Origin of the sequence: Janibacter sp. HTCC2649 (assembly GCF_000152705.1) — a bacterium.
Classification (GTDB): Bacteria; Actinomycetota; Actinomycetes; order Actinomycetales; family Dermatophilaceae; genus Knoellia.
On the sequence record NZ_CH672413.1, the window covers coordinates 3,706,595 to 3,728,936 of the forward strand.

The following is a 22,342-nucleotide window of genomic DNA, read 5'->3' on the forward strand; positions in this document are numbered from 1 at the left end:
TGGGGGTCAGGCGGCGTCGCGGAGCCGGTATGCCGTGAAGGCCAGTCCCGTGAGCGCTGCGGCGATGGCGCAGAGCACGATCGTCGGAGTGGCCGACCACGCACCTCCCGGCAGCTGAGGCACATGGGCGAAGGGCGAGATCGTGACGATCCAGTCAGGCAGGCCGATCGTCGTGCCGAGCTCGCCGAGACCAAAGGCCGCGGCGAGCGCACCCCAACCGATGGCCGAGGCCCGGCTCGGCACTGCGGCAGCAGCAAGGAGTGCGACCGACACCATGACCGCGATCGCCGGGAGCCGAGCGGCGGCGGCGCCGAGCAGCGCGCCCATGCCGGGCACGTCACCCTGACCGCCGGAGACCAGTGCCACGACGAGGCCGAGTGCCAACAGGAGGGCTGCCGGGAGGGCGAAGGCATGCAGGGCGTGCGCGCCGAGCCACGAGGTGCGTGAGGTGGCGGTCGCGAGGATGGGTTCGGCCCGACCCGCGCGTTCCTCGGCAGCAGGGCGCAGGGCCAGCGAGATGCCAGCCGCCGTGGCAGCGATGCCGACGAAGGCGAGCTCGGTCGCGAGGAAGATGTCGGTGATCGTGCCGGCACTGCCGCCGAGCTTCTTGAGCATGTCGACGACGGACTGGTCCGACGCCATGTCCGCGACCGAGGTGACCAACCCACCCAGGACCGCGCCGAGGATGACGAAGGCGGCCAGCCAGCCGATGGCCGCCGGACGGTCGAGGCGCCACACGAGACCCAGGGGAGTGCCGAGGCTCGCCCCGGCCCGGGCCGGACCGGGGCGCGACGGGAAGACCCCGGAGCCGATGTCACGGCGGTCGAGCAACGAGAAGGCCAGACTCACGAGCGCCCCGGCCAGCAGGACGGCGAGGCCTAGGATCCAGAACCGGTTTGCCCCGTAGGCGCCGACCTTGGAGGCCCACCCCAGGGGACTGGCCCACGAGATCACCTCGACCGAACCTCCTGCGGTGTCACCGATGGCGCGGATGACGAACATGGCCGCCAAGGCGCTGAGTGCGATGCCGGCACAGGCGCGGGCACTCGTCGTCAGCTGGGCGGCGACCGCGGTGATGCCGACCATCGCGAAGCCGGCGATGACCCAGGCGACGCCCATGGCGATCGACCCCGTGGCGTCGAGGCCCACGGCAATGAGCCCGACCGTCGACAGGAGTCCGGCCCCGACGACGGCGAGGGAGGCGAGGGTCATGGCGGCGGTCAGCGGCGCCCGGCGCCCGACGACGCCCGCGCCCACGAGCTCAAGGCGACCGACCTCCTCCTCGACGCGCGTGTGGCGGCGCACCACGGCATACGCCAACAGTCCGACGAAAACGGCACCCATGAGCACCGTCTTGAACACGGACAGGGAGTCGCGGTTCTCGGCACCGATGGGCCCGTACATCGCGATGATCGACGGGTTGGCGAGGACGGCTCCGAGTCCGGAGCGAGCAGCCTCGTCGGTGGGGTAGAGGTCGATGGTGGCCTGCGCGGACCCGACCGAGAGGGCCGTCAGGGCGAGCAGGCTCGTGGGGATGAGGATCCGGTCGCGTCGCCAGGCGAGGCGGAGGAGCGTGCCGGTGCCGGTGAGGCTGCTCATGCCACGGTCACGTCCTCGGGCGACGAGCTGTAGTGCGCCAGGAAGAGGTCCTCCAGGCTCGCGGGCTCGCAGGTGAGGGTCGTGAGACCGAGCTGGTCGAGCCGGCTCACGGCATCGCCGACGTGAGCCGCGTCGACGGAGAAGCGGATGTCGGTGCCGGACTCGTCGACGAGGACGTCCTCAACACCTGTCCACTGCGAAATCTGCTGTCCCACAGGCATTTTCACGATCGCGTGGACGGTCGAACGTGACAGGTGGCGCAGGTCGGCGAGGGTGCCGGACTCGACGATGCGGCCGGCGCGCACGATGCTGACGCGCTCGCACGCGTGCTCGATCTCGCTCAGGATGTGGCTCGACAGCAGCACCGAGTGGCCGCGGGCCCGGGCAGCGCGCAGCTCATCCTGGAAGACGCGCTCCATGAGCGGGTCGAGGCCGGACGTCGGCTCGTCGAGGATGAGGAGGGGAGCGTCCGAGGCGAGGGCGGCGATGAGGGCGACCTTCTGGCGGTTGCCCTTGGAGTAGGAGCGCGCCTTCTTGGTCGGGTCGAGCTCGAACCGCTCGATGAGGTCGGCCCGTCGGCTCTCGTTGATGCCCCCGCGCAGTGTGGACAGGACGTCGATGGTCTCGCCGCCGGTGAGGTTGGGCCACAGCGCGACGTCGCCGGGGACGTAGGCGACCCGTCGGTGCAGCTCGGTCGCGTCGGTCCACGGGTCTCCGCCAAGGAGTGAGGCGTGGCCCGAGTCCGCCTTGGTGAGGCCGAGGAGGATGCGGATGGCGGTGGACTTGCCGGCGCCGTTGGGGCCGAGGAACCCATGGACCTCACCCTCGGGGACGGTGAGGTCGAGGCTGTCGAGCGCCACGGTGGCGCCGAAGGTCTTGCGGAGGTCGCGTGTCTCGATGACGGTGTTCACGACTTCGAACATACACCGTTTTCACAAAAACGTGAATGCTATAAACTTTGCGTATGCCGTCTCGCTCGTCGTCCGTGTCCGCCTCTCGTGAGCCCGTTCGCGCCGCCGTCCGCACCGCCGCCCGCAGGGCTGGCGACGGGCCGGCCGCGGTGAGTCATGACGAGTCGCACGCGGTCGTCGAGCGACTCGGTGCGGCCCTGTCCCTCGCGGGCTTCCCGCCGATGCCGTCGCGGGTCTTCGCCGCTCTCCTCGTCGACGACGACGGGCGGATGACCGCGGCCGAGCTCAGCGAAGAGCTGTCCGTGAGTGCGGCAGCCGTCTCGGGAGCGGTGCGCTACCTCGGACACGTCGGGTTGCTCCGGCGCGAACGCGAACGTGGCGGACGCAAGGACGTGTTCGTCGTCCTCGACGACGCGTGGCACGGCGCCCTCACGAGCACCGACCAGATCTACGCCCCGATCATCGCGGCGCTCTCCGACGGTGTGCAGCACCTCGGCGCGGAGACCGCTGCCGGAGCTCGGCTGCAGCTGTCCCAGGAGTTCCTCGAGTTCGTCACCGTGGAGATGAGCGGGATCATCCACCGATGGGACGCCTACAAGCGCGCCCGGTGACCGCCGCCCCCTTCCTTCCCTGTTGCGTCTGCGGATGTGGCGGTTCTGGCGACCGAATCCGCAGACGCAAGGGGAGCAGGTGGCACCCCCAGTACGATGGGCGGTCCCATGACTGACACCCTCACAGCCCTCGGCGCCAGCGTCGTGTCGGCGCTTCCTGAACTCATCGAGATCCGCCGCGACCTCCACGCCCACCCCGAGCTGTCGCGACTCGAGACCCGGACGACCGACGTCATCGCCCATCGCCTCGAGCAGGCGGGCGTTCGCGTGCGGCGGTTCCCCGGCACCGGACTGGTGGCCGACCTCGGAGCCGAGCAGGCGGCATACCGGGTCGCTCTGCGTGCGGACATGGACGCGCTCCCCGTGCAGGAGCAGACCGACCTTGCGTTCGCGTCGACGAATGACGGTGTTGCGCACTCGTGCGGCCACGATGTCCACGTCACCGCACTCCTCGGAGCGATGCTGGCTCTCAAGGAGCACGAGCAGGTGCTGCTCGAGCGCGGGACCGGTGTGCGGGCGATCTTCCAGGCGGCCGAGGAGGTCATCCCCGGCGGTGCTCACGAGGCGATCGCGGAGGGTGCGATGGAGGGGGTCGACGCGATCTTCGCCGTCCACTGCGACCCGTCGCTCGACGTGGGCCAGGTCGGTCTGCGCGAGGGGCCGATCACCGCTGCCTGCGACCACATCCGCGTCCACCTCACCGGACGGGGTGGCCACACCTCGCGTCCGCAGCTGACCGAGGACCTGACCTACGCGCTGGCCAAGGTCGTCACCGACGTGCCCGCCGCGCTGTCCCGCCGCCTCGACCCACGCGCCGGAGCCGCACTCGTGTGGGGCGTCGTGCGGTCCGGGACGGCGAGCAACGTCATCCCGAGCACGGGGGAGTGCAGTGGCACCTTGCGCATGCTCGACGCCAATGCCTGGCTCACCGTCGGACCTCTCCTCGACGAGATCGTCCAGGGCGTCGTTGCCCCCTATGGCGTGACGGCCCGGCTCGAGCGGATCAAGGGCGTGCCACCGGTCGTCAACCAGGCGGACGCCATCGACGCGCTGCGGTTCGCGTGCCTCGGCTCGGGGTTGCAGGTGGCGCCGACCGTCCAGTCGCTGGGTGGCGAGGACTACAGCTGGTACCTCTCCCACGCGCCCGGCGCGATGGCCCGCCTCGGCACCCGCACGCCGGGTGGCCGCACCTATGACCTGCACCAGGGCGACGTCGTCATCGATGAGGACGCCATCAGTTGCGGAGCACGGCTGCTCGCCTCAGTCGTCGTGGCCCACACCGTCAAGAACGAAGGAAGCACGCATGAGTGACATCGACTGGGATGTGTTGCGCGACAGGGCAATCGAGATGACCACTCATTCCTACGCGCCCTACTCGAACTATCGGGTGGGCGTCGCCGGGCTCACCGACGACGGTCGCATCGTCGCCGGGTGCAACGTCGAGAACGCCGCCTATGGCGTGACGCTCTGCGCCGAGTGCGGCATGGTCTCCGAGCTGCACGCCACGGGAGGCGGACTGCTCGTCGCGGTCTTCTGCGTCGATGGTCGTGGAGAGGCCCTCATGCCCTGTGGCCGCTGTCGTCAGCTGCTGTGGGAGAACGGCGGCGCGGCCTGCCAGCTCATGACGCCCGAGGGCGTCCAGACGATGGCTCAGGTGCTGCCCCAGGCGTTCGGTCCGGACAACCTCGCGCAGCGTCCCTGAGCCATCCTCGCGTGGTCTCGCCGGGTGACATGATGACGCCATGAGCGAGAATTTCGACGCGGTCGACGTCATCACCGCCAAGCGGGACAAGCACGAACTGAGCGACGACCAGATCCGCTGGGTCATCGATGCCTACACCCGCGGAGCCGTGGCCGACGAGCAGATGAGCTCGCTGGCGATGGCGGTCCTCCTCAACGGGATGAACCGTCGAGAGATCGCGACCTGGACCGCGGCGATGATCGCGAGTGGAGAGCGCATGGACTTCTCGTCCCTGTCGCGTCCCACCGCTGACAAGCACTCGACCGGTGGTGTGGGTGACAAGATCACCCTGCCGCTGGCACCTCTGGTCGCCGTCTTCGACGTCGCCGTTCCGCAGCTTTCCGGCCGCGGCCTGGGACACACCGGTGGGACCCTCGACAAGCTCGAGTCGATCCCCGGGTGGAAGGCCGACCTGAGCAACGAGGCGATGATGCGCCAGCTCGACGACGTCGGGGCCGTCATCTGCGCCGCCGGCACCGGCCTCGCGCCCGCCGACAAGAAGCTCTACGCCCTGCGCGACGTCACCGGCACCGTCGAGGCCATCCCGCTCATCGCCAGCTCGATCATGAGCAAGAAGATCGCCGAGGGCACCGGAGCGCTCGTCCTCGACGTCAAGGTCGGCTCCGGCGCGTTCATGAAGAACCGCGAGGACGCCACCGAGCTCGCCCGCACGATGGTCGAGCTCGGCACCGACGCTGGCGTCAGGACGGTCGCGCTGCTCACCAACATGCAGACGCCCCTGGGCCTCACGGCCGGCAACGCGCTCGAGGTCCGCGAGTCGATCGAGGTGCTCGCCGGTGGCGGGCCCGAGGACGTCGTCGAACTCACCGTCCGGTTGGCGCAGGAGATGCTCCAGGCCGCCGGTCGCGACGGTGACGACGTGGGTGCCGCGCTCAAGGACGGTCGCGCCATGGATGCCTGGCGCCGGATGATCGCCGCCCAGGGTGGCGACCCCGATGCCGAACTCCCCGTCGCCAAGCACACCGAAGAGATCCTCGCTCCCGCTGATGGAGTGCTCACCCAGCTCGACGCGTATGCCGTGGGCGTCGCCGCCTGGCGCCTGGGCGCAGGTCGCGCGCGCAAGGAGGATCCGGTGCAGGCCGGTGCCGGCATCGAGCTGCACTTCAAGCCCGGCGCCACGGTGCGCGGCGGCGAGAAGCTCATGACCCTCCACACCGACACCCCCGAGAAGTTCGAGCGGGCCAAGGAGGCACTCGAGGGCGGCTTCACCATCGCCCCCGAGGGCTCGCGCCCCGACCTGCTTCCCCTCGTCATCGACAGGATCTCCTGATGGGTGCTGTGCCCGCTGCCATCGTCAAGCGCGCGCCCAAGGCGCTGCTGCACGACCACCTCGACGGTGGTCTGCGACCGCAGACGATCATCGAGCTGGCGGCCGAGTCGGGCTACGACGGTTTGCCCGCCACCGATGCCGAGGAGCTCGGGCGCTGGTTCCGCGACAGCGCCGACTCCGGTTCGCTCGTGCGCTACCTCGAGACGTTCAGCCACACCGTCGCCGTGATGCAGACACCCGACGAGCTGCGACGGGTGGCGCGCGAGTGCGCCGTCGACCTCGCCGCCGACGGCGTCGTCTATGCCGAGTCGCGCTTCGCCCCCGAGCTCCACGTCGAGAAGGGGCTCGCCCTCACCGAGGTCGTCGAGGCAGTCCTCGAGGGTCTGCGCGAGGGTGAGGCCGAGGCCGCTGCTGCGGGCACCCCGATCCGGATGGTCTCGCTGCTCACCGCGATGCGGCACGCCGCCAAGAGCGACGAGATCGCCGAGCTCGCCGTGCGCTACCGCGACCGGGGAGTCGGAGGCTTCGACATCGCCGGGGCCGAGGCCGGCTTCCCGCCGAGCCGCCACCTGTCGGCCTTCGAGTACCTCCGTCGCGAGAACGCCCACTTCACGATCCACGCCGGTGAGGCGTTCGGCCTGCCGAGCATCTGGGAAGCGATCCAGTGGTGCGGCGCCGACCGCCTCGGGCACGGGGTGCGCATCATCGACGACATCACGAGCGAAGGTGACACGCACACGCTCGGTCTGCTCGCGGCATACGTGCGTGATCGTCGTATCCCTCTGGAGATGGCACCGACGTCCAACCTGCAGACGGGCGCGGCGCAGTCCATTGCGACACACCCGATCACGATGCTCAAGGACCTGCGGTTCCGCGTCACCATCAACACCGACAACCGGCTCATGTCCGGTACGTCGATGACCCGCGAGATGCAGCTCCTCGTCGACGAGGCCGGCTGGACCCTCGACGACCTGCGCTGGGCCACGATCAACGCCATGAAGTCGGCCTTCATCCCGTTCGACGAGCGGCTCGCGATCATCGAGCGGGTCGTCAAGCCGGGGTATGCCGCGTTGTCCGCAGCAACCTGAGCTCAGGTCCCTCCCTTCCCCCCTTGCGTCTGCGGATGCGGTCGTTCTGGCGACCGTTTCCGCAGACGTTGGGTATGCCGTTGAGCACTCATCGATGAGCGGTGTGGAGTGGTTCCACTGTCGGTCCCTCGCGACGCAGGGGTGAGCCGCGGGGTGGCGACGAGTGGCGAGGCGAAGTGGCGTGAGGCACTGCTTGCTGCTGGTCCCGGTGCTCGACTGGGTGGGATGACCGCGCTGGAGTCAGATGGACTGACGGGCTACATCGAGCCCGTGATCCACATCTGGGTGCCCAAGGGGCATGAGAACCAGCCGCTCTCGGGAGTGCGACTCCACGAAACCCGGCGTTGGACTGCGAAGGATGCGACAGATGCGATCCTGATCCGCTCTTCGACGCGCTCGCAGGGCTCTTGCGCACGCGCGGTTGGCAGGGCTGACCCCTCTCCTCGAGCCCGCTTGCGTCTGCGGATGCGGTGGTTCTAGCAGCCACTTCCGCAGACGTAGCGGGGAGGGGCTGGCCTTTCAGGCGGCGACGGGGGCGGTGGCGGGCTGGTCGCTCTCGGCGACGTCCCCGGTGACCCCGGCCCGTGCTGCCCGGCGACCCACGACGAAGACATAGGCGAAGAACAACGACTCGGCGACGACGCCGATGAGGATCCGGGCCCACGTCGGAAGCCCCGACGGTGTCACGAACCCCTCGATCCCGCCGCTGACGAAGAGCACCACGACGAGCCCCAGGGCGATCGCCATCGCGGTGCGCCCCTCGGCCGCGAGCGAGTCCAGTCGACTGCGCGGACCGGGCTCGATCCATGACCAGAAGAGCCTCAGCCCGACCGCCGCAGCGACGAAGATCGCGGTGAGCTCGAGGAGTCCGTGCGGCAGGATCAGGCCGAAGAAGAGGGACCCGCGGTCGTGGCTGACCATGAGCGCACCGGCGATCCCGACGCCGATGACGTTCTGCGCCAGGATGGCGAGCACGGGTAGGCCGAGCACCCCGAGGGCGATGCACTGCGCCGCCACCCACGCGTTGTTGGTCCACACGAGGGGTGCGAACTCATGGTGTGGGTATTCGGAGTAGTAGTGCTCGAAGTCGGTGTTCACGTAGGCGTCGATCTCGGCGCGCGTCATCTGCGCCGTGAAGACCTCCGGGTGCCGCACGGCCCAGGCGCCGACGACGAACGCCAGCACCACGCTGCCGATCATCGTCGCCAGCCACCAGCGCCGCGTCCGGTAGAGCGCGGCGGGGAACGTCTGGGTGAAGAAGCGTGCCGCGTCACTCCACGACGTGCTCCGGGACCCCGTTGCCGTATGCCGTGCCCGCGCGAGCAACGCTGACAGGTAGCTCACGAGCGACGGGTCCGGGCTGGAGGACCGCACGACGGAGAGGTGTGTCGACACCCGCTGGTAGAGGTCGAGCAGCTCGTCCGACTCGGCTCCCGAGAGCCGACGCCTCCCCACGAGCTCCTCGAGTCGGCGCCACTGACCCACATGGGTGGCGATGTAGGCGTCGAGATCCACGTCGCCACTCTATGCGGCGGGGCGTCGGGATAACCTCGGCTCCATGAGCGTGGACGGGGGCTACCGCAGCTACGCCGGTGACGACCTCGTCACGGGCGAGGGTGTCTTCGTCGAGGTCCCCGTCGCGAGCGTGCCCAGCCGCATGGCCTCGCGGGCCATCGACCTGCTCATCACTGCCATTCTCGCGATCGTGGGCTTCCTGACGTTCGGTGTTCTGACCGCGCGGTCGTCCGAGGCCGTTGCGACGGCAGTGAGCATCGTCCTCACCGTCGGTCTCACCGTGATCCTGCCGGTCATCTTCGAGACGCTCACGCGTGGCCGCAGCCCCGGCAAGTACGCCCTCGGGCTGGTCACTGTTCGCGACGATGGCGGCCCGATCACCCTGCGCCACAGTGCCATTCGCCAGCTCGTGGGCTTCGTGGAGTTCTACCTGCTGGGCGGATCGCCGGCCATCATCGCTGCCTTCATCCACCCGCGTGCCAAGCGACTCGGCGACATGGCGGCCGGCACCTACGTCATGTCCCTGCGGCACAAGTTCCAGGTGACCGCACCACCCGAGGTGCCGCCGGCACTCGAGCACTGGGTGCGCGCGGCCGACATCGGTCCCATGCCCGCGTCCCTCAGCATCGGCACGCGCCAGTTCCTCACGCGCACGGGCGGACTCACGCAGCAGTCGCGCCAGCACCTCGGCCAGGACCTCTGCGCGCAGGTGCTGCAGCATGTGTCCCCACCGCCGCCACCAGGCGTTCACGCTGAGTGGATCCTGCGGGCCGTGCTGGCCGAGCGTCGTCGCCGCGACCTCGACCGGTTGCAGTCGGAGGCGATCCGCACGCACCGACTCATGCCTCCCGACCCGCTCGGCTGAGACCTCAGAGGAGGCCCTGGCGTTTGAGGGCCAGGTAGTGGTCGACGAGCGCGAGCGGCAGGCGCTCGGGTGGCTGGTCCAGGACCTCGACACCCAAGGACTGGAACGCCCCTGCGGTCCGGGCACGCAGGCCCACGGTCCGCTCGGCTGCTGCCGCGGCATACACCTCTGTTGCTGTTCCACGCCCGAGGCGCAACGCTTCAACGGCTGGGTCGGAGACCGAGGCGATGACGACGCGGTGGCGGGACGCCAGGGCCGGCAGGACCGGGAGGAGACCCTCCTCGAGTGCGGACGACTCGAGCGGCGTGATGAGCACGACGAGCGCACGCTGCGCGCCAACCTTCGTCACCTCTGAAGCGAGCAGCCGCCAGTCGGCCTCGATGAGCTGGGCGTCGACGGGAGCGAGCTCCGAGATGGCGTCGTGCAACAGGGCGGCGCGGTCGTGACCCGAGACGTGGGCGCGCACGGTCCGATCGCCCGCGATGACGTGGACCCGGTCCCGGGCGTGCCCGGCGATCGCGGTGAGGAAGAGCGTGGCGTCCATCCCCGAGTCGAGTCGCGGGGCGTCCCCGACGCGGCCGGCGCTCGTGCGGGACGTGTCGAGGACGATGACGATGCGCCGGTGCTGCTCGGGCTGCCAGGTGCGCACGACGAGGGCCTGCCGCCGCGCGGTCGCCCGCCAGTCGATGGAGCGCACGTCGTCGCCTTCGACGTAGTCACGCAGCGAGTCGAACTCCGTGCCCTGCCCGCGGGTGCGCATGGCGGCCCGCCCATCGAGCTGGCGCAGGACGGCAAGTCGGCTGGGGATGTGTTTGCGCGACGGGAACGGGTGGAGCACCCGCAGGCGCCCGGGGACCTCCAACGAGGCCTGCCGGGCAGCGAGGCCGAGCGGTCCCCGCAGGCGGACGGTGACGCGGTCGGCGATCCGGTCGCCGCGTCGTGTGGGCGTCAGAGCGGTGGTGAGACGCGTGCGTTCGCCACCGGAAAGCCGGAGAGTATGCCGGGTCAGCTCGGCTCCCGTGGATGGCGGCCACGCATCGCGCAGGAGCCCGCGCGCGGTCCGGGTCCCGGGGTTCGTGACGAGGAGTGAGCTGCTGACCGATTCGCCGAGCCTCACCGACGTGGGCAGGGCGCGCTCGAACCTCAGGCTCCGTGGCCTGGGCGCGAGCAGGACATCCACGGCCACGACCACCGCACAGAGCAGCAGCCAGAGCCACACCGTGGACGCGGTGGGCCGGAGCACCACCGGCACGATGCCGAGGAGGACGAGCCAGAGAGCTCGTGAGGTGAGAGCCATCAGCAGTCAGCAGGACTCAGCGGGGGACCGGGACGGAACCCAGGGCGCTGTCGAGGACGGCGGAGACGTCGACACCCTCGAGCTCGGCCTCGGGTCGCAGGGACAACCGGTGAGCGAGGGTCGCGTGGGCCAGCGACTTGACGTCGTCGGGCGTGACGTAGCCACGACCGTTGAGCCAGGCCCACGCTCGCGCTGTCGACATGAGCGCCGTCGCGCCACGAGGGCTGACGCCCAGGGACAGCGACGGGGAGCTGCGGGTCGCGCGCGCGATGTCGACGACGTAGGCCGCGATGTCGTCGCTGACCTCGACCTGGCGCACCGCGTCGGCGCCGGCTTCGAGGTCGGCCGCGGAGGCGACCGGGCCCAGACCTGCGGCGCCGAGGTCGCGGGGGTCGAACCCGTCGGCGTGACGGCGGAGGACGGCGACCTCGTCGGCGCGAGGAGGCAGGGGCAGGGTGACCTTGAGGAGGAAGCGGTCGAGCTGGGCCTCGGGAAGCGGATAGGTGCCTTCGTACTCGACCGGGTTCTGGGTCGCGGCCACCATGAACGGCGGGGCGAGGGGGTGCGGCTGACCGTCGACGCTGACCTGCCGCTCCTCCATGGCCTCGAGCAGGGCGGACTGGGTCTTGGGTGGCGTCCGGTTGATCTCGTCCGCGAGCAGGATGTTGGTGAACACCGGCCCCTGACGGAAGGTGAAGTCACTGGTGCGCGCGTCGAACACGAGCGAACCGGTGAGGTCGCCGGGCATGAGGTCAGGGGTGAACTGGACCCGCTTGGTCTGCACGTCGAGGGCCTGCGACAGGGAGCGGACGAGCAGGGTCTTGGCGACGCCGGGAACTCCCTCGAGCAGGATGTGGCCGCGGCAGAGCAGGGCGACGAGGAGGCCGGTGACGGCGGCGTCCTGGCCGACGACCGCCTTGGCGACCTCGGCGCGCACCCGCAGCAGCGCGTCTCGGGCCTCGGGTGCGGCGGCCGCCGGAGCAGTCGGCCGAGGGGCGGCGGGCTGGGGAGCGGTGTTCTCGGGCGTGACGTTGTCGGTCATGGGCGGTGTGCCTTCTCCTCGAGGTCGGACAGGTCCTGGGCGAGCCGCACGAGGGCGGCGTCATCGGTGGGTTGGGGGCCGGCGACGAGGTCGAGCACCTCGCGCACGGGGCGGCCAGTGGCGGCCGAGATGGCTCGGGCCACGGTGTCGACAGAGTCTCCACGACGCAGGCCGAGGCGAGCCCGAAGCCGGTCGAGGGTGGCGAGCCGGAGCACGGTGGCGGCGCGCGGTCGGTCCTGCGCGCGTCGGTAGAGCCGGCCCCGGCTCTCGGTCGTCTCCACAGCACGCACGACCACGGGCAGTGGTTCGCGCACGAGCCGCCCGAGTCGCCGACCGCGGACGAGGGCCAGCATGAGGAGTCCAACGGCGCCGATAGCGAGGGCGGGCGGGATCCATCGAGGCAGGAGGGAGCCGTCGTCGGCGCCGGTCGCGTCCGTGTCGACGAGGTCGGCGATGTCGGGTTGGTACCAGATGAGCCGGGACGAAGCACCCAGCAGTCGCAGTGCGATGGCCGCGTTGTCCTCTTGGGTGATCACCCCGTTGGTGAAGCCGGTCGTGCTCCCGACGATGGTCAGCTGTGGGTGCCCGGAGGTCGAGGGGAGCTCGAGGAGCCCGGCGCCGTGCTGGCCCTCGCCCTCGTCGCCGCCATCGCCGGCCGCGATGGTGAGGGGGAAGCACGCCTTGGCCTGCGTCGCATCGCTGCCGGCCTCATAGCGCGTGTCGATGCCGAGGAGCGAGTCACCTTGGTCGACGGTGCCGATGTCGCACCGGCTCTCGACCTGGATGGCGGCGCCGACGGCGAGGGCAGTGGCGTCGGCGCGCAGGGCCTTCAGCTGCTCGGTCGAGGGGGACAGCACGACGATGCGGTCGACACCGAGGGACTCCTGGCGCAGCGTCGTGGCCGCGCCCAGGCCGAAGTTGCGCGTGTTGGCGACCACGACAGTCGTGTCGTCATCGCGCTCCTTGAGTGCGGCGACCGCGTCGTCGATGGACGAGCTGGTCTCGACGTCGACGCCGTTCTGTTGGAGCACTGCGACCAGGGCCGCACCCCCTGCTGGGCCGACACCCTCGGGATCCATCGGGTCGCCGGGTGGCGTCGTCGCGATCGCGATGGCGGCGAGGGCGCCCACAGCCAGCACGACCACGAGGGCCCACAACCCCGGCCGACGCCAGCGCGCCAGGCCCGTCATGACGTCGCACCCAGAGGTGTCAGCACGGGCCGGCTCCGGGCCAGTCGATCGTCGAGAGCGAGGACTCCGCGGGCGTCGTCCTCGGTGGCGCGGTCGTGTCCGTAGCGCACCGCGTCGAACCGGTCGGCGCTCGCCCGCAGGCCCTCACCTTCGTCGGGGAAGGCGCGCGACAGCTCGAGTGAGGCCTCGTGAGCCGTGCGCCCGGGCAGCTCGTCGAGCACGGTCCGCTCCACGCCCGACGAGACAATGGCCCGATAGGAGTCAAGGACGACCGTGTCCCAGTCACGTTCTCGCACAGCAGCTTGCGCGCGACTTCGGTATGCCGCAGCGTCGACTCCGCGTTCGTCGAGGACTCCGCGGTCGTCGCCTGAACGACGGGCCCGCGCCTCGGGTCGCAGCAGCACCACGACGACGAGGGCGACGACCGCCAGGCCGATGAGGAGGACGATCACGAACACCCAACTCGGCAGGCCGACTCCTCCGGTGCCGTTGAACAGCCCGGACAACCACTCCTGGAAGCGGTCCCAGAGACTGGGCTCCACGGCATACCGAGGTTTGGCGAGTTCGTCCTCGAGCAGGCGACGGCCATCGCTCCGGGACGGGTCGAGCGGTGGCGCGTCGAAGATCATGCCGAGGCGCGGGGCCATGGTGCGCCGGCAGCGCCCTGCGCGGTCTGGATGAGCTGGACGTCGAGGCCCTCGCGACGGATGCGGTGATCGACGTAGAGGAGCGCGTCGAGGCCGGCCGTGATGGGAGTGGTGATGGCGCCGGCGAAGACGCCCGTGACGCCGGTGAGCACGGCCTGCCAGATGTACATCTGGTCGAGGGGGATGCCCGTGAAGGCGAGTCCCGCCGCGAGCAGGGTGAGGGGGAGGGTGATGACCGACCCTGCGATGGCGATGCAGATCGCGGCGAGGATGCGAATGCCGAGCAGGCGCCAGAACAGGTTCCCGCCGGTGAGCCGCCAGGACCGCCCGAACGCCTTGCCGACGCCGAGGTTCTCGAGCATGACCGAGGGTGTGACGAACGCGAGTCGCGTCCAGAGGAAGAGCATCACGACGATCGCGACCACGCCCGCGAGGAACAACAGGGCGAATCCGGCCGCGAGGGCGCCATCACTGCCCCCCGTGCCGCCGGCGACGAGCAGGGCCACGGGAAGGGCGAAGATCGCACTGAAGACGACGACGTAGATGAGGACGGTGAGGAGGGTGGCGCCGATGAGCGGCCAGATGCGGTGGATGGTCCCGCGCCAGGTCTCCCCGGCGCTGACCTTGCGACCGAGGACGGCCTGGCCGATGACGTAGGCGAGGAATCCGGTGAGCAGGATCGTCGAGAACCACGAGCCGATCGACGGGATGACCGAGCCGAGCGAACCCAGGAGCCCGGCCGTGTCGCTGTTGACCGAGTCCTCGAACGAAATCGACTCCTCCTGGCTCGACACCCAGGCGCCGAGCGCGGTGAAGGGCACGAGGAAGACCAGGGACGTCAAGGCAGCCAGACCAACGGTGGCGCCGACGTTGCCCCGGACCGCGCGGAACACCGCACCGAAGAGGTCGTTCATCGTCAGGGGCCGCAGCGGGATGATGCCGGGTCGCAGGTCCAGCTGCCTCGGCGACACGTAGGGCGGTCGCTGCTGCGGCGGCTGCTGGAACTGCTGTTGGGGGTATGCCGGGGAGGGCTGCTGGGGCGGGGCAGGGACCGGCTGGGGTGGCTGCGGCTCCGGACGTCCGGAATCCCCTCCGGGTGCGGTCCAACCCTGGTCGCTCATCTGTTTCTCCCCGTGGCAGTGACTGTCACGAACCCTAACCGAGCAGGTCGCGGCCATAGGCTTGACCCATGGATCCCGTGACACTGGTCAGCACCGTGCGCAACGCAGCCTTCGGCTCGACCCAGTTCCGGAGCGGGTACGACGAGGTCGCGGTCGACCAGTTCCTCGACGAGCTCGTCCGCGCCGTCGAGCGTGGCTCGTCCGGCACGGAGGTGGCTGCGATCGCGAGCAGTGCCAGGCTCCCCACGACGTCGATGCGACGGGGCTATGACTGTGGAGACGTCGACGCCCTCCTGGACGAGGTGGTCCGTCAGGCGTCGGGGTCGGACGAGACGCCACCACGGAGCGCCGCTGCCGCTGCCGCAGTCTCCGTCCCCGCCACGATCAGCGAGGAGCGCTCCGGACTCGGGGCCCGGTTGCTGCGGGTCCTGCGCGGCGACTGACGCGTCGCCACGACTACCCGGCGGACGTGGCCAGGCGCGCTTCGACATCGGTGGCGCGCGCTGCCTCGGCGCCGAGGGCGACCTGACGGCGCACGACCTCCGGCTCGGCGCGCATCAGCGCGAGCCCGCGGCGCACGAGCACCATCGGCGGCTTGCGGCGTTCCTTGAGGTCACGGGCCAGTCGCCGGACGAACGTCACGAACGGTCGGTGGTGGATGCACCAGGCGCTGTGCAGGATCCCCGCGTCACGCAGGGCGGCCACGATCTCGGCAGCGAAGATCCCCTCGGCGAGGATGAGCTCGTCGGGGCCCGCGGTCACGGTGGTCGTGGAGACGGCGCGACTCACCGAGATGTCGTAGACCGGCGTGGCGGCCGACCCGGTGTCGACGAGCTCGGCGAGGGCGGCCACGGCCTCGGACGCATTCCAGGAGTCCGGGTGGTCCCAGTCGATGATGCCGAGCTCGTCGCTGCGGGGCATCGACGGGTCATCCTCGTCGCGATAGAAGTCGTCGAGCCGCACGATCGGCCACCCGTGGGTGGTGTGGAGACGTTCGGCGAGACGTGACTTGCCGGCGCCACTCGGTCCGGCGAGGACGACGATGCGTGCCCGACCGGTCTGCGCCGGAGTCAACGGCCCTTGGGGTGCCAGACCGTCTTGGTCTCGAGGAAGGCTGTGAGTCGGGACAGGTCAGGGGTCGCGGTCCAGTCAGGCTCCACCGCACCGGCACCCGAACCAGCGGGGCGCAGGACGCGCTTGAGGTTCTCGGCGCTGGCCTCCTCAAGGGCGCCCCAGTCGACGCCCTCGGCGCCAGCGGCACCGGCGAGGTCGATCGCGTTGACGTCGCGGTGGCTCGCGAGCCACGGGGCGATCTCGGCGGCCTTGCCCGTGATGATGTTGACGACACCGCCGGGCACGTCCGACGTGGCGAGGCACTCGGCGAGCGTGATCGCGGGCAGCGGACGGTCGGCACTCGTCACGACGACGACGGCGTTGCCGGACACGATGACGGGCGCGATGACCGACACGAGACCGAGCAGGCTCGACTCCTGCGGCGCGAGGACGGCGACGACGCCGGTCGGCTCGGAGCCCGAGATGTTGAAGAACGGACCGGCGACGGGGTTCAGCCCACCGAGGATCTGGACGTACTTGTCGGACCACCCGGCATACCAGACCCAGCGGTCAATCGCCTGTGACACAACGGCTTCCGCCGCTGCGGGGGAGAGACCCTCGGCGTCGCGGACCTCCTGGACGAGCTGCGGGCGACGGGCTTCCATGACCTCGGCGACGCGGTAGAGAACCTGACCGCGGTTGTATGCCGTGGCGCCGGCCCAGCCGGGCTGCGCGGCTCGCGCTGCGGTGACCGCGTCGCGGGCGTCCTTGCGTGATCCCTGGGCTGCGTTCGCGAGGAAGGCACCCTTCTGAGCCTTTCCCTTCGGGGCGGAATGGACCTCGTAGGAACGACCACTCTCGCTGCGCGGGAACTTGCCGCCGATGTAGAGCTTGTAGGTCTTCTTCACGTCAACGCGGCTCATGACTGCGTTCCCTTCACGTAGGCCTCGAGGCCGTGTCGGCCACCCTCACGGCCGTAGCCGGACTCCTTGTAGCCACCGAACGGGCTTGTCGGGTCGAACTGGTTGAACGTGTTGGCCCAGACGACTCCGGCCTTGAGCTGGTCGGCCATCCAGAGGATGCGCGAACCCTTCTCGGTCCAGATGCCTGCGGACAGGCCGTAGGGCGTGTTGTTGGCCTTGGCCACGGCTTCCTGTGGGGTGCGGAACGTCAGCACCGACAGGACGGGTCCGAAGATCTCTTCCTGGGCGATGCGGTGCGTCTGCGTGACCCCGGTGAAAACCGTTGGCCTGAACCAGAATCCCTTGCTCGGGAGTTCGCAGCCGTTGTCCCAGCGCACGGCGCCCTCGCCCTCACCGGCGTCGGTGAGCGCGATGATCCGGTCGAGCTGGGCCTTGCTGTTGATGGCGCCGACGTCGGTGTTCTTGTCGAGCGGGTCGCCGACGCGCAGGGTCTCGAGGCGACGCTTGAGGCGACTCTCGACCTCGTCGGCGATGGTCTCCTGCACCAGGAGTCGCGAACCGGCGCAGCAGACGTGGCCCTGGTTGAAGAAGATGCCGGTGACGATGCCCTCGACCGCCTGGTCGATGGCGGCGTCGTCGAAGACGATGTTGGCGGCCTTGCCCCCGAGCTCGAGCGTCGCCTTCTTGCGGGTGCCGGAGATGGCGCGGGCGATCATCTTGCCGACGCCGGTCGACCCGGTGAAGGCGAGCTTGTCGATGCCGGGGTGGTCGACGATCGCCTGACCGGTCGGGCCCGCACCGGTGACGATGTTGACGACACCCGGGGGCAGGTCGGCCTGCTGGCACACCTCGGCGAAGAGCAGCGCCGTCAGCGGCGTGGTCTCGGCGGGCTTGAGGACGACGGTGTTGCCTGTCGCGAGGGCCGGGGCGATCTTCCACGCGAGCATGAGCATGGGGAAGTTCCACGGGATGATCTGCCCGACCACACCGTGAGGCTGGGGGTTCGCACCACCGGGCAATGCGGCATACCCGAGCTTGTCGGCCCAGCCGGCGTTGTAGAAGAAGTGAGCGGCAGCGAGCGGGATGTCGACGTCGCGGCTCTCCTTGATCGGCTTGCCGTTGTCGAGGGTCTCGAGAACCGCGAACTCGCGCGCGCGCTCCTGGAGGATGCGGGCGATGCGGTAGAGGTACTTGCCGCGATCGGCGCCGGACATCTTGGACCACACGCGCGTGTATGCCGTGCGCGCAGCTTTCACGGCCGCGTCGACATCCGCTTCGCTTGCCGCGGAGACCTCGGCGAGGACCTCTTCGGTGGCGGGGCTGATCGACTTGAAGCTGGTTCCGGAGCCGTCGACGAACTCGCCGTTGATGAAGAGTCCGTAGGAGCTCTTGAGGTCGACGACGGACCGGGACTCGGGGGCCGGTGCGTACTCAAACTTGGGCATCTCGATGTCCTTGGTGCTCAGTAGGCCGTGGAGGGGGAGTCGTCGGCGATGTAGTTGGCGCCGGAGTAGGCACCGGTCGTCATGCGCTGGCGCTGGAGGAGGAGGTCGTTGAGCAGGCTGCTCGCACCGAAGCGGAACCAGTGGTTGTCGAGCCAGTCGTCACCGGCGATCTCGCTCACGGTGACGAGGAATTTGATCGCGTCCTTGCTCGTCTTGATGCCACCGGCGGGCTTGACCCCGACCTGGGTGCCGGTGAGGTCGCGCCAGTCGCGGACGGCCTCGAGCATGATCAGGGTGACGGGAAGCGTTGCGGCGGGCTGGATCTTGCCCGTGCTCGTCTTGATGAAGTCGCCACCGGCGAGCATCGACAGCCAGCTGGCGCGGCGCACGTTGTCGTAGGTGTTGAGCTCGCCGGTCTCCATGATGACCTTGAGCCGAGCGTCGCCGCAGACCTTCTTCACCTCGACGATCTGGTTGAAGACGGTGAGGTAGTCGCCGGACAGGAACGCGCCACGGTCGATGACCATGTCGATCTCGTCGGCGCCGGCCCTGACCGCGTCCTTGGTGTCGGCCAGCTTGACCGCCATGCTCGCGCGACCGCTCGGGAACGCGGTGGCGACTGCTGCGACCTTGACGCCGCTGTTGCCGAGGACTTCCTTGGCGGTCCCGACCATGTCGCCGTAGACACAGACTGCGGCGGGCCGCGGCGTGCTGAGGTCGCTGGGGTCGGGGACGAGGGCCTTGGCGGCGAGGCCTCGCACGCGTCCCTTGGTGTCAGCACCCTCGAGGGTCGTGAGGTCGATCATCGAGATGGCGAGGTCGATGGCCCACGCCTTGCTCGTGGTCTTGATCGAGCGCGTGCCGAGGCCAGCGGCTCGGGCTTCGCAGCCGACCTGGTCGACGCCCGGCAATCCGTGGAGCCAGCGCGTGAGGGACTGATTGGTCAACCGGGAGACTCCGAGGAGATCTCTGGCGCGGGCCGTGGTGTCGAGCTCAGGGTCGACGGCCGTCTTTGTGGTGCTCACCCCCGGAGTGTATCCGCGCAGAAGAGTCCCGCCGTAGCGTCAGCGGAACAGGCTCAGGGCTCGCGACGGGCATCGATCAGGTGCCGGGTCGAGTGGGCGACGAAGGAGTGGCCCGCTCGCATCTGTGCGTCCAGTTGGCGAAGTTCGTCCTCGTATCGAGCGACCGAGAAGTCGTGTACCCGGCACGTCGTCAGCGCGGATTAGTCGATGCAACTGAATTCACGGCAGGATCAGGCGGCCCACGGGTTCTCGGCGTTGAGCCCGAAGTCGTCAGGCGGGTCGGGGATCCAGCCGCCCCACGGGTCCTCTGGCAGCGGCATCTCGTGGATCTCGGCGTCAAGCATCCAAGCGTCGGGCACGGGCTCATCTTCAAGTGAGGGCGCGATCCAGCCCTCACCCAAGATCGGTGGTGCCGTGGAGTCGTGGACTCGTCCGGTGGGGGTCTGGATGCGTATGCCGTGTGGTCCGGTCCCGTCGAGCCCGGTGGAGCGCACGGCGAAGTACCACCCGACCTCTTCCTTGATCTGGTTGTGGCGTTTGCACAGGCCGCCAGCGTTGGCACCAGTCGTGCCGCCGCCGTCGTGGACGGGTTGGACGTGGTCGCCTTCGATCGCGGGTGCGTCGCACCACGGGACGCGGCAGGTGGGGTCCCTGAGTTGCAGGAACTTGCGCAGGCCGCCTTGGAAGCGGCGGCGTTGCGAGTCGAGGGCGACGAGGTCACGCCCGGTGGGGTCGGTGAACAGCCGACGAATCCAGGTCTGGGTCTGGGAGTCGAGGAGGTCGGCGATGTGCGTGCGAGCCTCTTCGCCGGGGATCGGGCCCCAGCCGGGGATCACAGCGACGTCATCGTCGGGGGTCTGACCGTCAAACGCTGCCGGGAGCAGGACCTTGTCGGTCATGACGAGGTTGACCTCGACCGGTTGCGGCTGATCCTTCGCGCGACCGGACAGCAGTTCCAGGGCGCGGTCCGCGAGCCAGGCACCCTTGCCGCGAGTGTCAGCCTCAGCAGCGGCTGCGGCAGCCGCCCACGCCTGGGGGGACAAGGTGGGGTCGATGACGTGACGTCGGGCTTCTTCAGCGGTCAGAGCCACGTGCGCACCGATGACGTCCTTCATCGGTCCCAGAATCGACAACCACGCCATCCCATCCACCGCGGGTCGCACGCTCATGCGGCGACTCGCGACTGCTCGACGGTTCCGCTCAGCCAACGACTCCGCATCCAGCGCTGCACCAGCCCGTCGGGCGGCACCCGCCAGAGCTTTGTCACCCAAGGACGTCATGGTTGCGGCCAACTGCTTGTCGACCTCGGCGCGGTGCTCGGCACTCAGGCACGCGGTCTCGCGCACGAGGATCCCCGCCCGACGCTCACTGAGTTCACCCCTGGTCAGCGCGGCCATCGTCTCTGGCATCTCAGACACCAGTGCCTTGGCGACACCCACGTGCTGATCCGCCAGCGTCGGCGAACACTTCCGCGCCAAGGCAATGTCCGCCCGGACACTGCGGGAGTCCTCACCCAGCGCTTCACGATCCACCACTGCAGCCGCAGTCAGCCGTGCCTGCGCTGCGGCTGCGGCACCCTTCAACGCCTCCAACGCCGACACCGCCGCGACCCGCTCCGGCTCGGTCATACCCTCGGGATCCACACCACCCAAAGAGGACAGGAAAGAGCGGACCTGAAGGTCAGGCCCTGCCAGTGACGGTGTCCCCTCCATACCTTTCATCGTACACCTGTTCGCTGACACTCAACTGGTTTTCCACATGCGAATTCGACTGCAGCGCAACACATTTGCGTCGATGTCCGATGCAACGTGACACCTGAGCCTGATGGGGCAACCGTCAAATCCAGTCGCGCACCACCCGCATCGGCGGGACCATCAAGCTGTGCCCCAGATTCCCTTGCAGACCGCGCGCCTCGACCTCATTCCACTCACCGATGAGCACCTCGCCGAAGAGATCGCGCTCGACGCCGACCCTGACGTGACTCACTACGTCTGGGGCCGCCCCCGAACCCGCGAGGAAGTGCTCGCCTCACACGCCCAGCGCATGGAACGGGGACGCCAGATCGACGGACTCGGTTTCTGGGCCGGTTTCGCGAGGGACGAGCCCGGCCGTCCGTTCGTCGGCTGGTGGATCCTCGGGCCATTGCACGGCCCGGACCAGGGCGACTGGCGGACGTCACCCGGCGTGGCAGAACTCGGCTACCGCCTCCACCGCCGCTTCTGGCGACAGGGTTTCGCCAGCGAGGGATCGCGCGAACTGCTTCGCCACGGGTTCGAGGAGCTCGGGCTGCATCGCGTCATCGCGCAGGCAGTGACGGACAACATGGGCTCACGCGCAGTGATGGAAAGCGTCGGCATGCGGTTCGTCCGCTCGTGGGACGAGCCCGACGGCGAGGTCGAGTACGCCGTGACCCGCCACGCGTGGTTCTCGCGCCACCTCAGCTGACAACTACAGACCGACAGGCTTGGCGTATGCCGTCAGGTCCCGCGCCGCTGCCACCACCGCTTCCGCGGTTGCGCTGGTTCGCTGACGGCTGCCGCCGCTGCCGCGACGGCCGCCTCGGCAGCGGCAGCCCGCTCGGCCCGCAGCACTCTCCACCGTTCGACCATCGGCTCGACCTCCACGGTCGGTGCCCAGATCGGCGAGTCCTTGCCGAACGCCGGTCGGCGACGATCGTCGAGCACGCGCAGGTTGTATTCACGCAGCACTTCGCGGACCCCGTCCTCCGTTCGCACATCGAGCAGTGACTCGGGGAAGCTCGCGTGTTCGCGCCGCAGGATCATGACGGATGGCATGGCGTCAGAGGGGTCGAGCCCCTCGCGAGCCATCATCTTCTTGACCCACCAGTCGGGGTCCGGGTCGTCCAGCCCCTTCAGCGGTTTGCCGGCACCGGGCAGGTTGTCGAACTCACCGCGCTCCTGCGCCTCACGGATCTGCTTCTCGACCCACGACTCGTGAAAAGCCATGACACCAGTGTG

Annotated in this window: 22 protein-coding genes; 8 read left to right on the top strand and 14 right to left on the bottom strand. The window is 69.5% G+C overall.

The genetic code is table 11. From position 1 onward, the window contains the following. Window positions 1–6 precede the first annotated feature (6 nt). Complete coding sequence (locus JNB_RS17745) at window positions 7–1,599, bottom strand: ABC transporter permease (RefSeq protein WP_009777907.1); 1,593 nt, start codon at window positions 1,597–1,599, stop codon at window positions 7–9. Then, complete coding sequence (locus JNB_RS17750; RefSeq protein ID WP_009777908.1) at window positions 1,596–2,522, bottom strand: ABC transporter ATP-binding protein; 927 nt, start codon at window positions 2,520–2,522, stop codon at window positions 1,596–1,598. The genes JNB_RS17745 and JNB_RS17750 overlap by 4 nt, the downstream gene beginning before the upstream one ends. A gap of 41 nt (window positions 2,523–2,563) precedes the next feature. On the opposite strand from JNB_RS17750, the gene JNB_RS17755 reads away from it, so the two are divergent. The 5 genes from JNB_RS17755 (at window position 2,564) to JNB_RS17775 (ending at window position 7,241) form a co-directional block, all read left to right on the top strand. Beyond that, the gene (locus JNB_RS17755; protein WP_009777909.1) at window positions 2,564–3,121 is read left to right on the top strand and encodes a GbsR/MarR family transcriptional regulator; all 558 of its coding nucleotides are present in this window, start codon (window positions 2,564–2,566) and stop codon (window positions 3,119–3,121) included. Between the two features lie 108 nt (window positions 3,122–3,229). Beyond that, window positions 3,230–4,432, top strand: a complete 1,203-nt coding sequence (locus JNB_RS17760) for an amidohydrolase (protein ID WP_009777910.1) — start codon at window positions 3,230–3,232, stop codon at window positions 4,430–4,432. Further along, the gene (locus tag JNB_RS17765; protein ID WP_009777911.1) at window positions 4,425–4,823 is read left to right on the top strand and encodes a cytidine deaminase; all 399 of its coding nucleotides are present in this window, start codon (window positions 4,425–4,427) and stop codon (window positions 4,821–4,823) included. The genes JNB_RS17760 and JNB_RS17765 overlap by 8 nt, the downstream gene beginning before the upstream one ends. Before the next feature lie 40 nt (window positions 4,824–4,863). After that, on the top strand, window positions 4,864–6,153 hold the full coding sequence (locus tag JNB_RS17770; RefSeq protein WP_009777912.1) for a thymidine phosphorylase: 1,290 nt from the start codon (window positions 4,864–4,866) through the stop codon (window positions 6,151–6,153). After that, window positions 6,153–7,241: an adenosine deaminase gene (locus JNB_RS17775; RefSeq protein WP_009777913.1), complete on the top strand. Its 1,089-nt coding sequence runs from the start codon at window positions 6,153–6,155 to the stop codon at window positions 7,239–7,241. Before JNB_RS17770 ends, JNB_RS17775 begins: the two co-directional genes overlap by 1 nt. A 519-nt stretch (window positions 7,242–7,760) precedes the next feature. On the opposite strand, the gene JNB_RS17780 is transcribed toward JNB_RS17775, so the two are convergent. Then, window positions 7,761–8,756 (bottom strand): stage II sporulation protein M, encoded by a 996-nt coding sequence (locus JNB_RS17780; protein ID WP_009777915.1) that lies wholly within the window; start codon window positions 8,754–8,756, stop codon window positions 7,761–7,763. 43 nt (window positions 8,757–8,799) lie between these two features. On the opposite strand from JNB_RS17780, the gene JNB_RS17785 reads away from it, so the two are divergent. Further along, entirely contained in the window at window positions 8,800–9,621 is an 822-nt protein-coding gene (locus tag JNB_RS17785) for an RDD family protein (RefSeq protein ID WP_009777916.1), read from the top strand. A 4-nt stretch (window positions 9,622–9,625) separates the two neighbouring features. Here the strand turns inward: JNB_RS17785 and JNB_RS17790 are convergent, their stop codons facing one another. The 5 genes from JNB_RS17790 to JNB_RS17810 are packed head-to-tail and all read right to left on the bottom strand — an operon-like array spanning window position 9,626 to window position 14,918. After that, the gene (locus JNB_RS17790; protein ID WP_009777917.1) at window positions 9,626–10,918 is read right to left on the bottom strand and encodes a DUF58 domain-containing protein; all 1,293 of its coding nucleotides are present in this window, start codon (window positions 10,916–10,918) and stop codon (window positions 9,626–9,628) included. A 16-nt stretch (window positions 10,919–10,934) separates the two neighbouring features. Continuing rightward, window positions 10,935–11,960, bottom strand: coding sequence for a MoxR family ATPase (locus JNB_RS17795; RefSeq protein WP_009777918.1), 1,026 nt, complete (start codon window positions 11,958–11,960; stop codon window positions 10,935–10,937). Then, window positions 11,957–13,150 (bottom strand): DUF4350 domain-containing protein, encoded by a 1,194-nt coding sequence (locus JNB_RS17800; RefSeq protein ID WP_009777919.1) that lies wholly within the window; start codon window positions 13,148–13,150, stop codon window positions 11,957–11,959. The genes JNB_RS17795 and JNB_RS17800 overlap by 4 nt, the downstream gene beginning before the upstream one ends. Then, on the bottom strand, window positions 13,147–13,797 hold the full coding sequence (locus tag JNB_RS17805) for a DUF4129 domain-containing protein (RefSeq protein ID WP_009777920.1): 651 nt from the start codon (window positions 13,795–13,797) through the stop codon (window positions 13,147–13,149). Before JNB_RS17805 ends, JNB_RS17800 begins: the two co-directional genes overlap by 4 nt. Beyond that, window positions 13,776–14,918 (bottom strand): glycerophosphoryl diester phosphodiesterase membrane domain-containing protein, encoded by a 1,143-nt coding sequence (locus JNB_RS17810; RefSeq protein WP_148232502.1) that lies wholly within the window; start codon window positions 14,916–14,918, stop codon window positions 13,776–13,778. The genes JNB_RS17805 and JNB_RS17810 overlap by 22 nt, the downstream gene beginning before the upstream one ends. Window positions 14,919–14,986: 68 nt before the next feature. Here JNB_RS17810 and JNB_RS17815 point away from each other — a divergent pair, with 68 nt between their 5' ends. Beyond that, on the top strand, window positions 14,987–15,361 hold the full coding sequence (locus tag JNB_RS17815) for a DivIVA domain-containing protein (RefSeq protein WP_009777922.1): 375 nt from the start codon (window positions 14,987–14,989) through the stop codon (window positions 15,359–15,361). A gap of 13 nt (window positions 15,362–15,374) precedes the next feature. Here JNB_RS17815 and JNB_RS17820 read toward each other — a convergent pair whose 3' ends face one another. The 5 genes from JNB_RS17820 to JNB_RS17840 form a co-directional block, all read right to left on the bottom strand. Beyond that, on the bottom strand, window positions 15,375–15,992 hold the full coding sequence (locus JNB_RS17820) for a uridine kinase (RefSeq protein ID WP_009777923.1): 618 nt from the start codon (window positions 15,990–15,992) through the stop codon (window positions 15,375–15,377). Continuing rightward, on the bottom strand, window positions 15,989–16,894 hold the full coding sequence (locus tag JNB_RS17825; RefSeq protein WP_009777924.1) for an aldehyde dehydrogenase family protein: 906 nt from the start codon (window positions 16,892–16,894) through the stop codon (window positions 15,989–15,991). The genes JNB_RS17820 and JNB_RS17825 overlap by 4 nt, the downstream gene beginning before the upstream one ends. Next, window positions 16,891–18,339: an aldehyde dehydrogenase family protein gene (locus JNB_RS17830; RefSeq protein ID WP_009777925.1), complete on the bottom strand. Its 1,449-nt coding sequence runs from the start codon at window positions 18,337–18,339 to the stop codon at window positions 16,891–16,893. The genes JNB_RS17825 and JNB_RS17830 overlap by 4 nt, the downstream gene beginning before the upstream one ends. A gap of 17 nt (window positions 18,340–18,356) precedes the next feature. Beyond that, on the bottom strand, window positions 18,357–19,364 hold the full coding sequence (deoC, locus tag JNB_RS17835) for a deoxyribose-phosphate aldolase (RefSeq protein WP_009777926.1): 1,008 nt from the start codon (window positions 19,362–19,364) through the stop codon (window positions 18,357–18,359). Window positions 19,365–19,594: 230 nt separating this feature from the next. Continuing rightward, entirely contained in the window at window positions 19,595–20,992 is a 1,398-nt protein-coding gene (locus JNB_RS17840; protein ID WP_009777927.1) for a DUF222 domain-containing protein, read from the bottom strand. A 253-nt stretch (window positions 20,993–21,245) separates the two neighbouring features. Here JNB_RS17840 and JNB_RS17845 point away from each other — a divergent pair, with 253 nt between their 5' ends. Further along, window positions 21,246–21,809: a GNAT family N-acetyltransferase gene (locus tag JNB_RS17845; RefSeq protein ID WP_009777928.1), complete on the top strand. Its 564-nt coding sequence runs from the start codon at window positions 21,246–21,248 to the stop codon at window positions 21,807–21,809. A 32-nt stretch (window positions 21,810–21,841) separates the two neighbouring features. Here the strand turns inward: JNB_RS17845 and JNB_RS17850 are convergent, their stop codons facing one another. Then, complete coding sequence (locus JNB_RS17850; RefSeq protein ID WP_009777929.1) at window positions 21,842–22,330, bottom strand: DUF1992 domain-containing protein; 489 nt, start codon at window positions 22,328–22,330, stop codon at window positions 21,842–21,844. Window positions 22,331–22,342 lie beyond the last annotated feature (12 nt).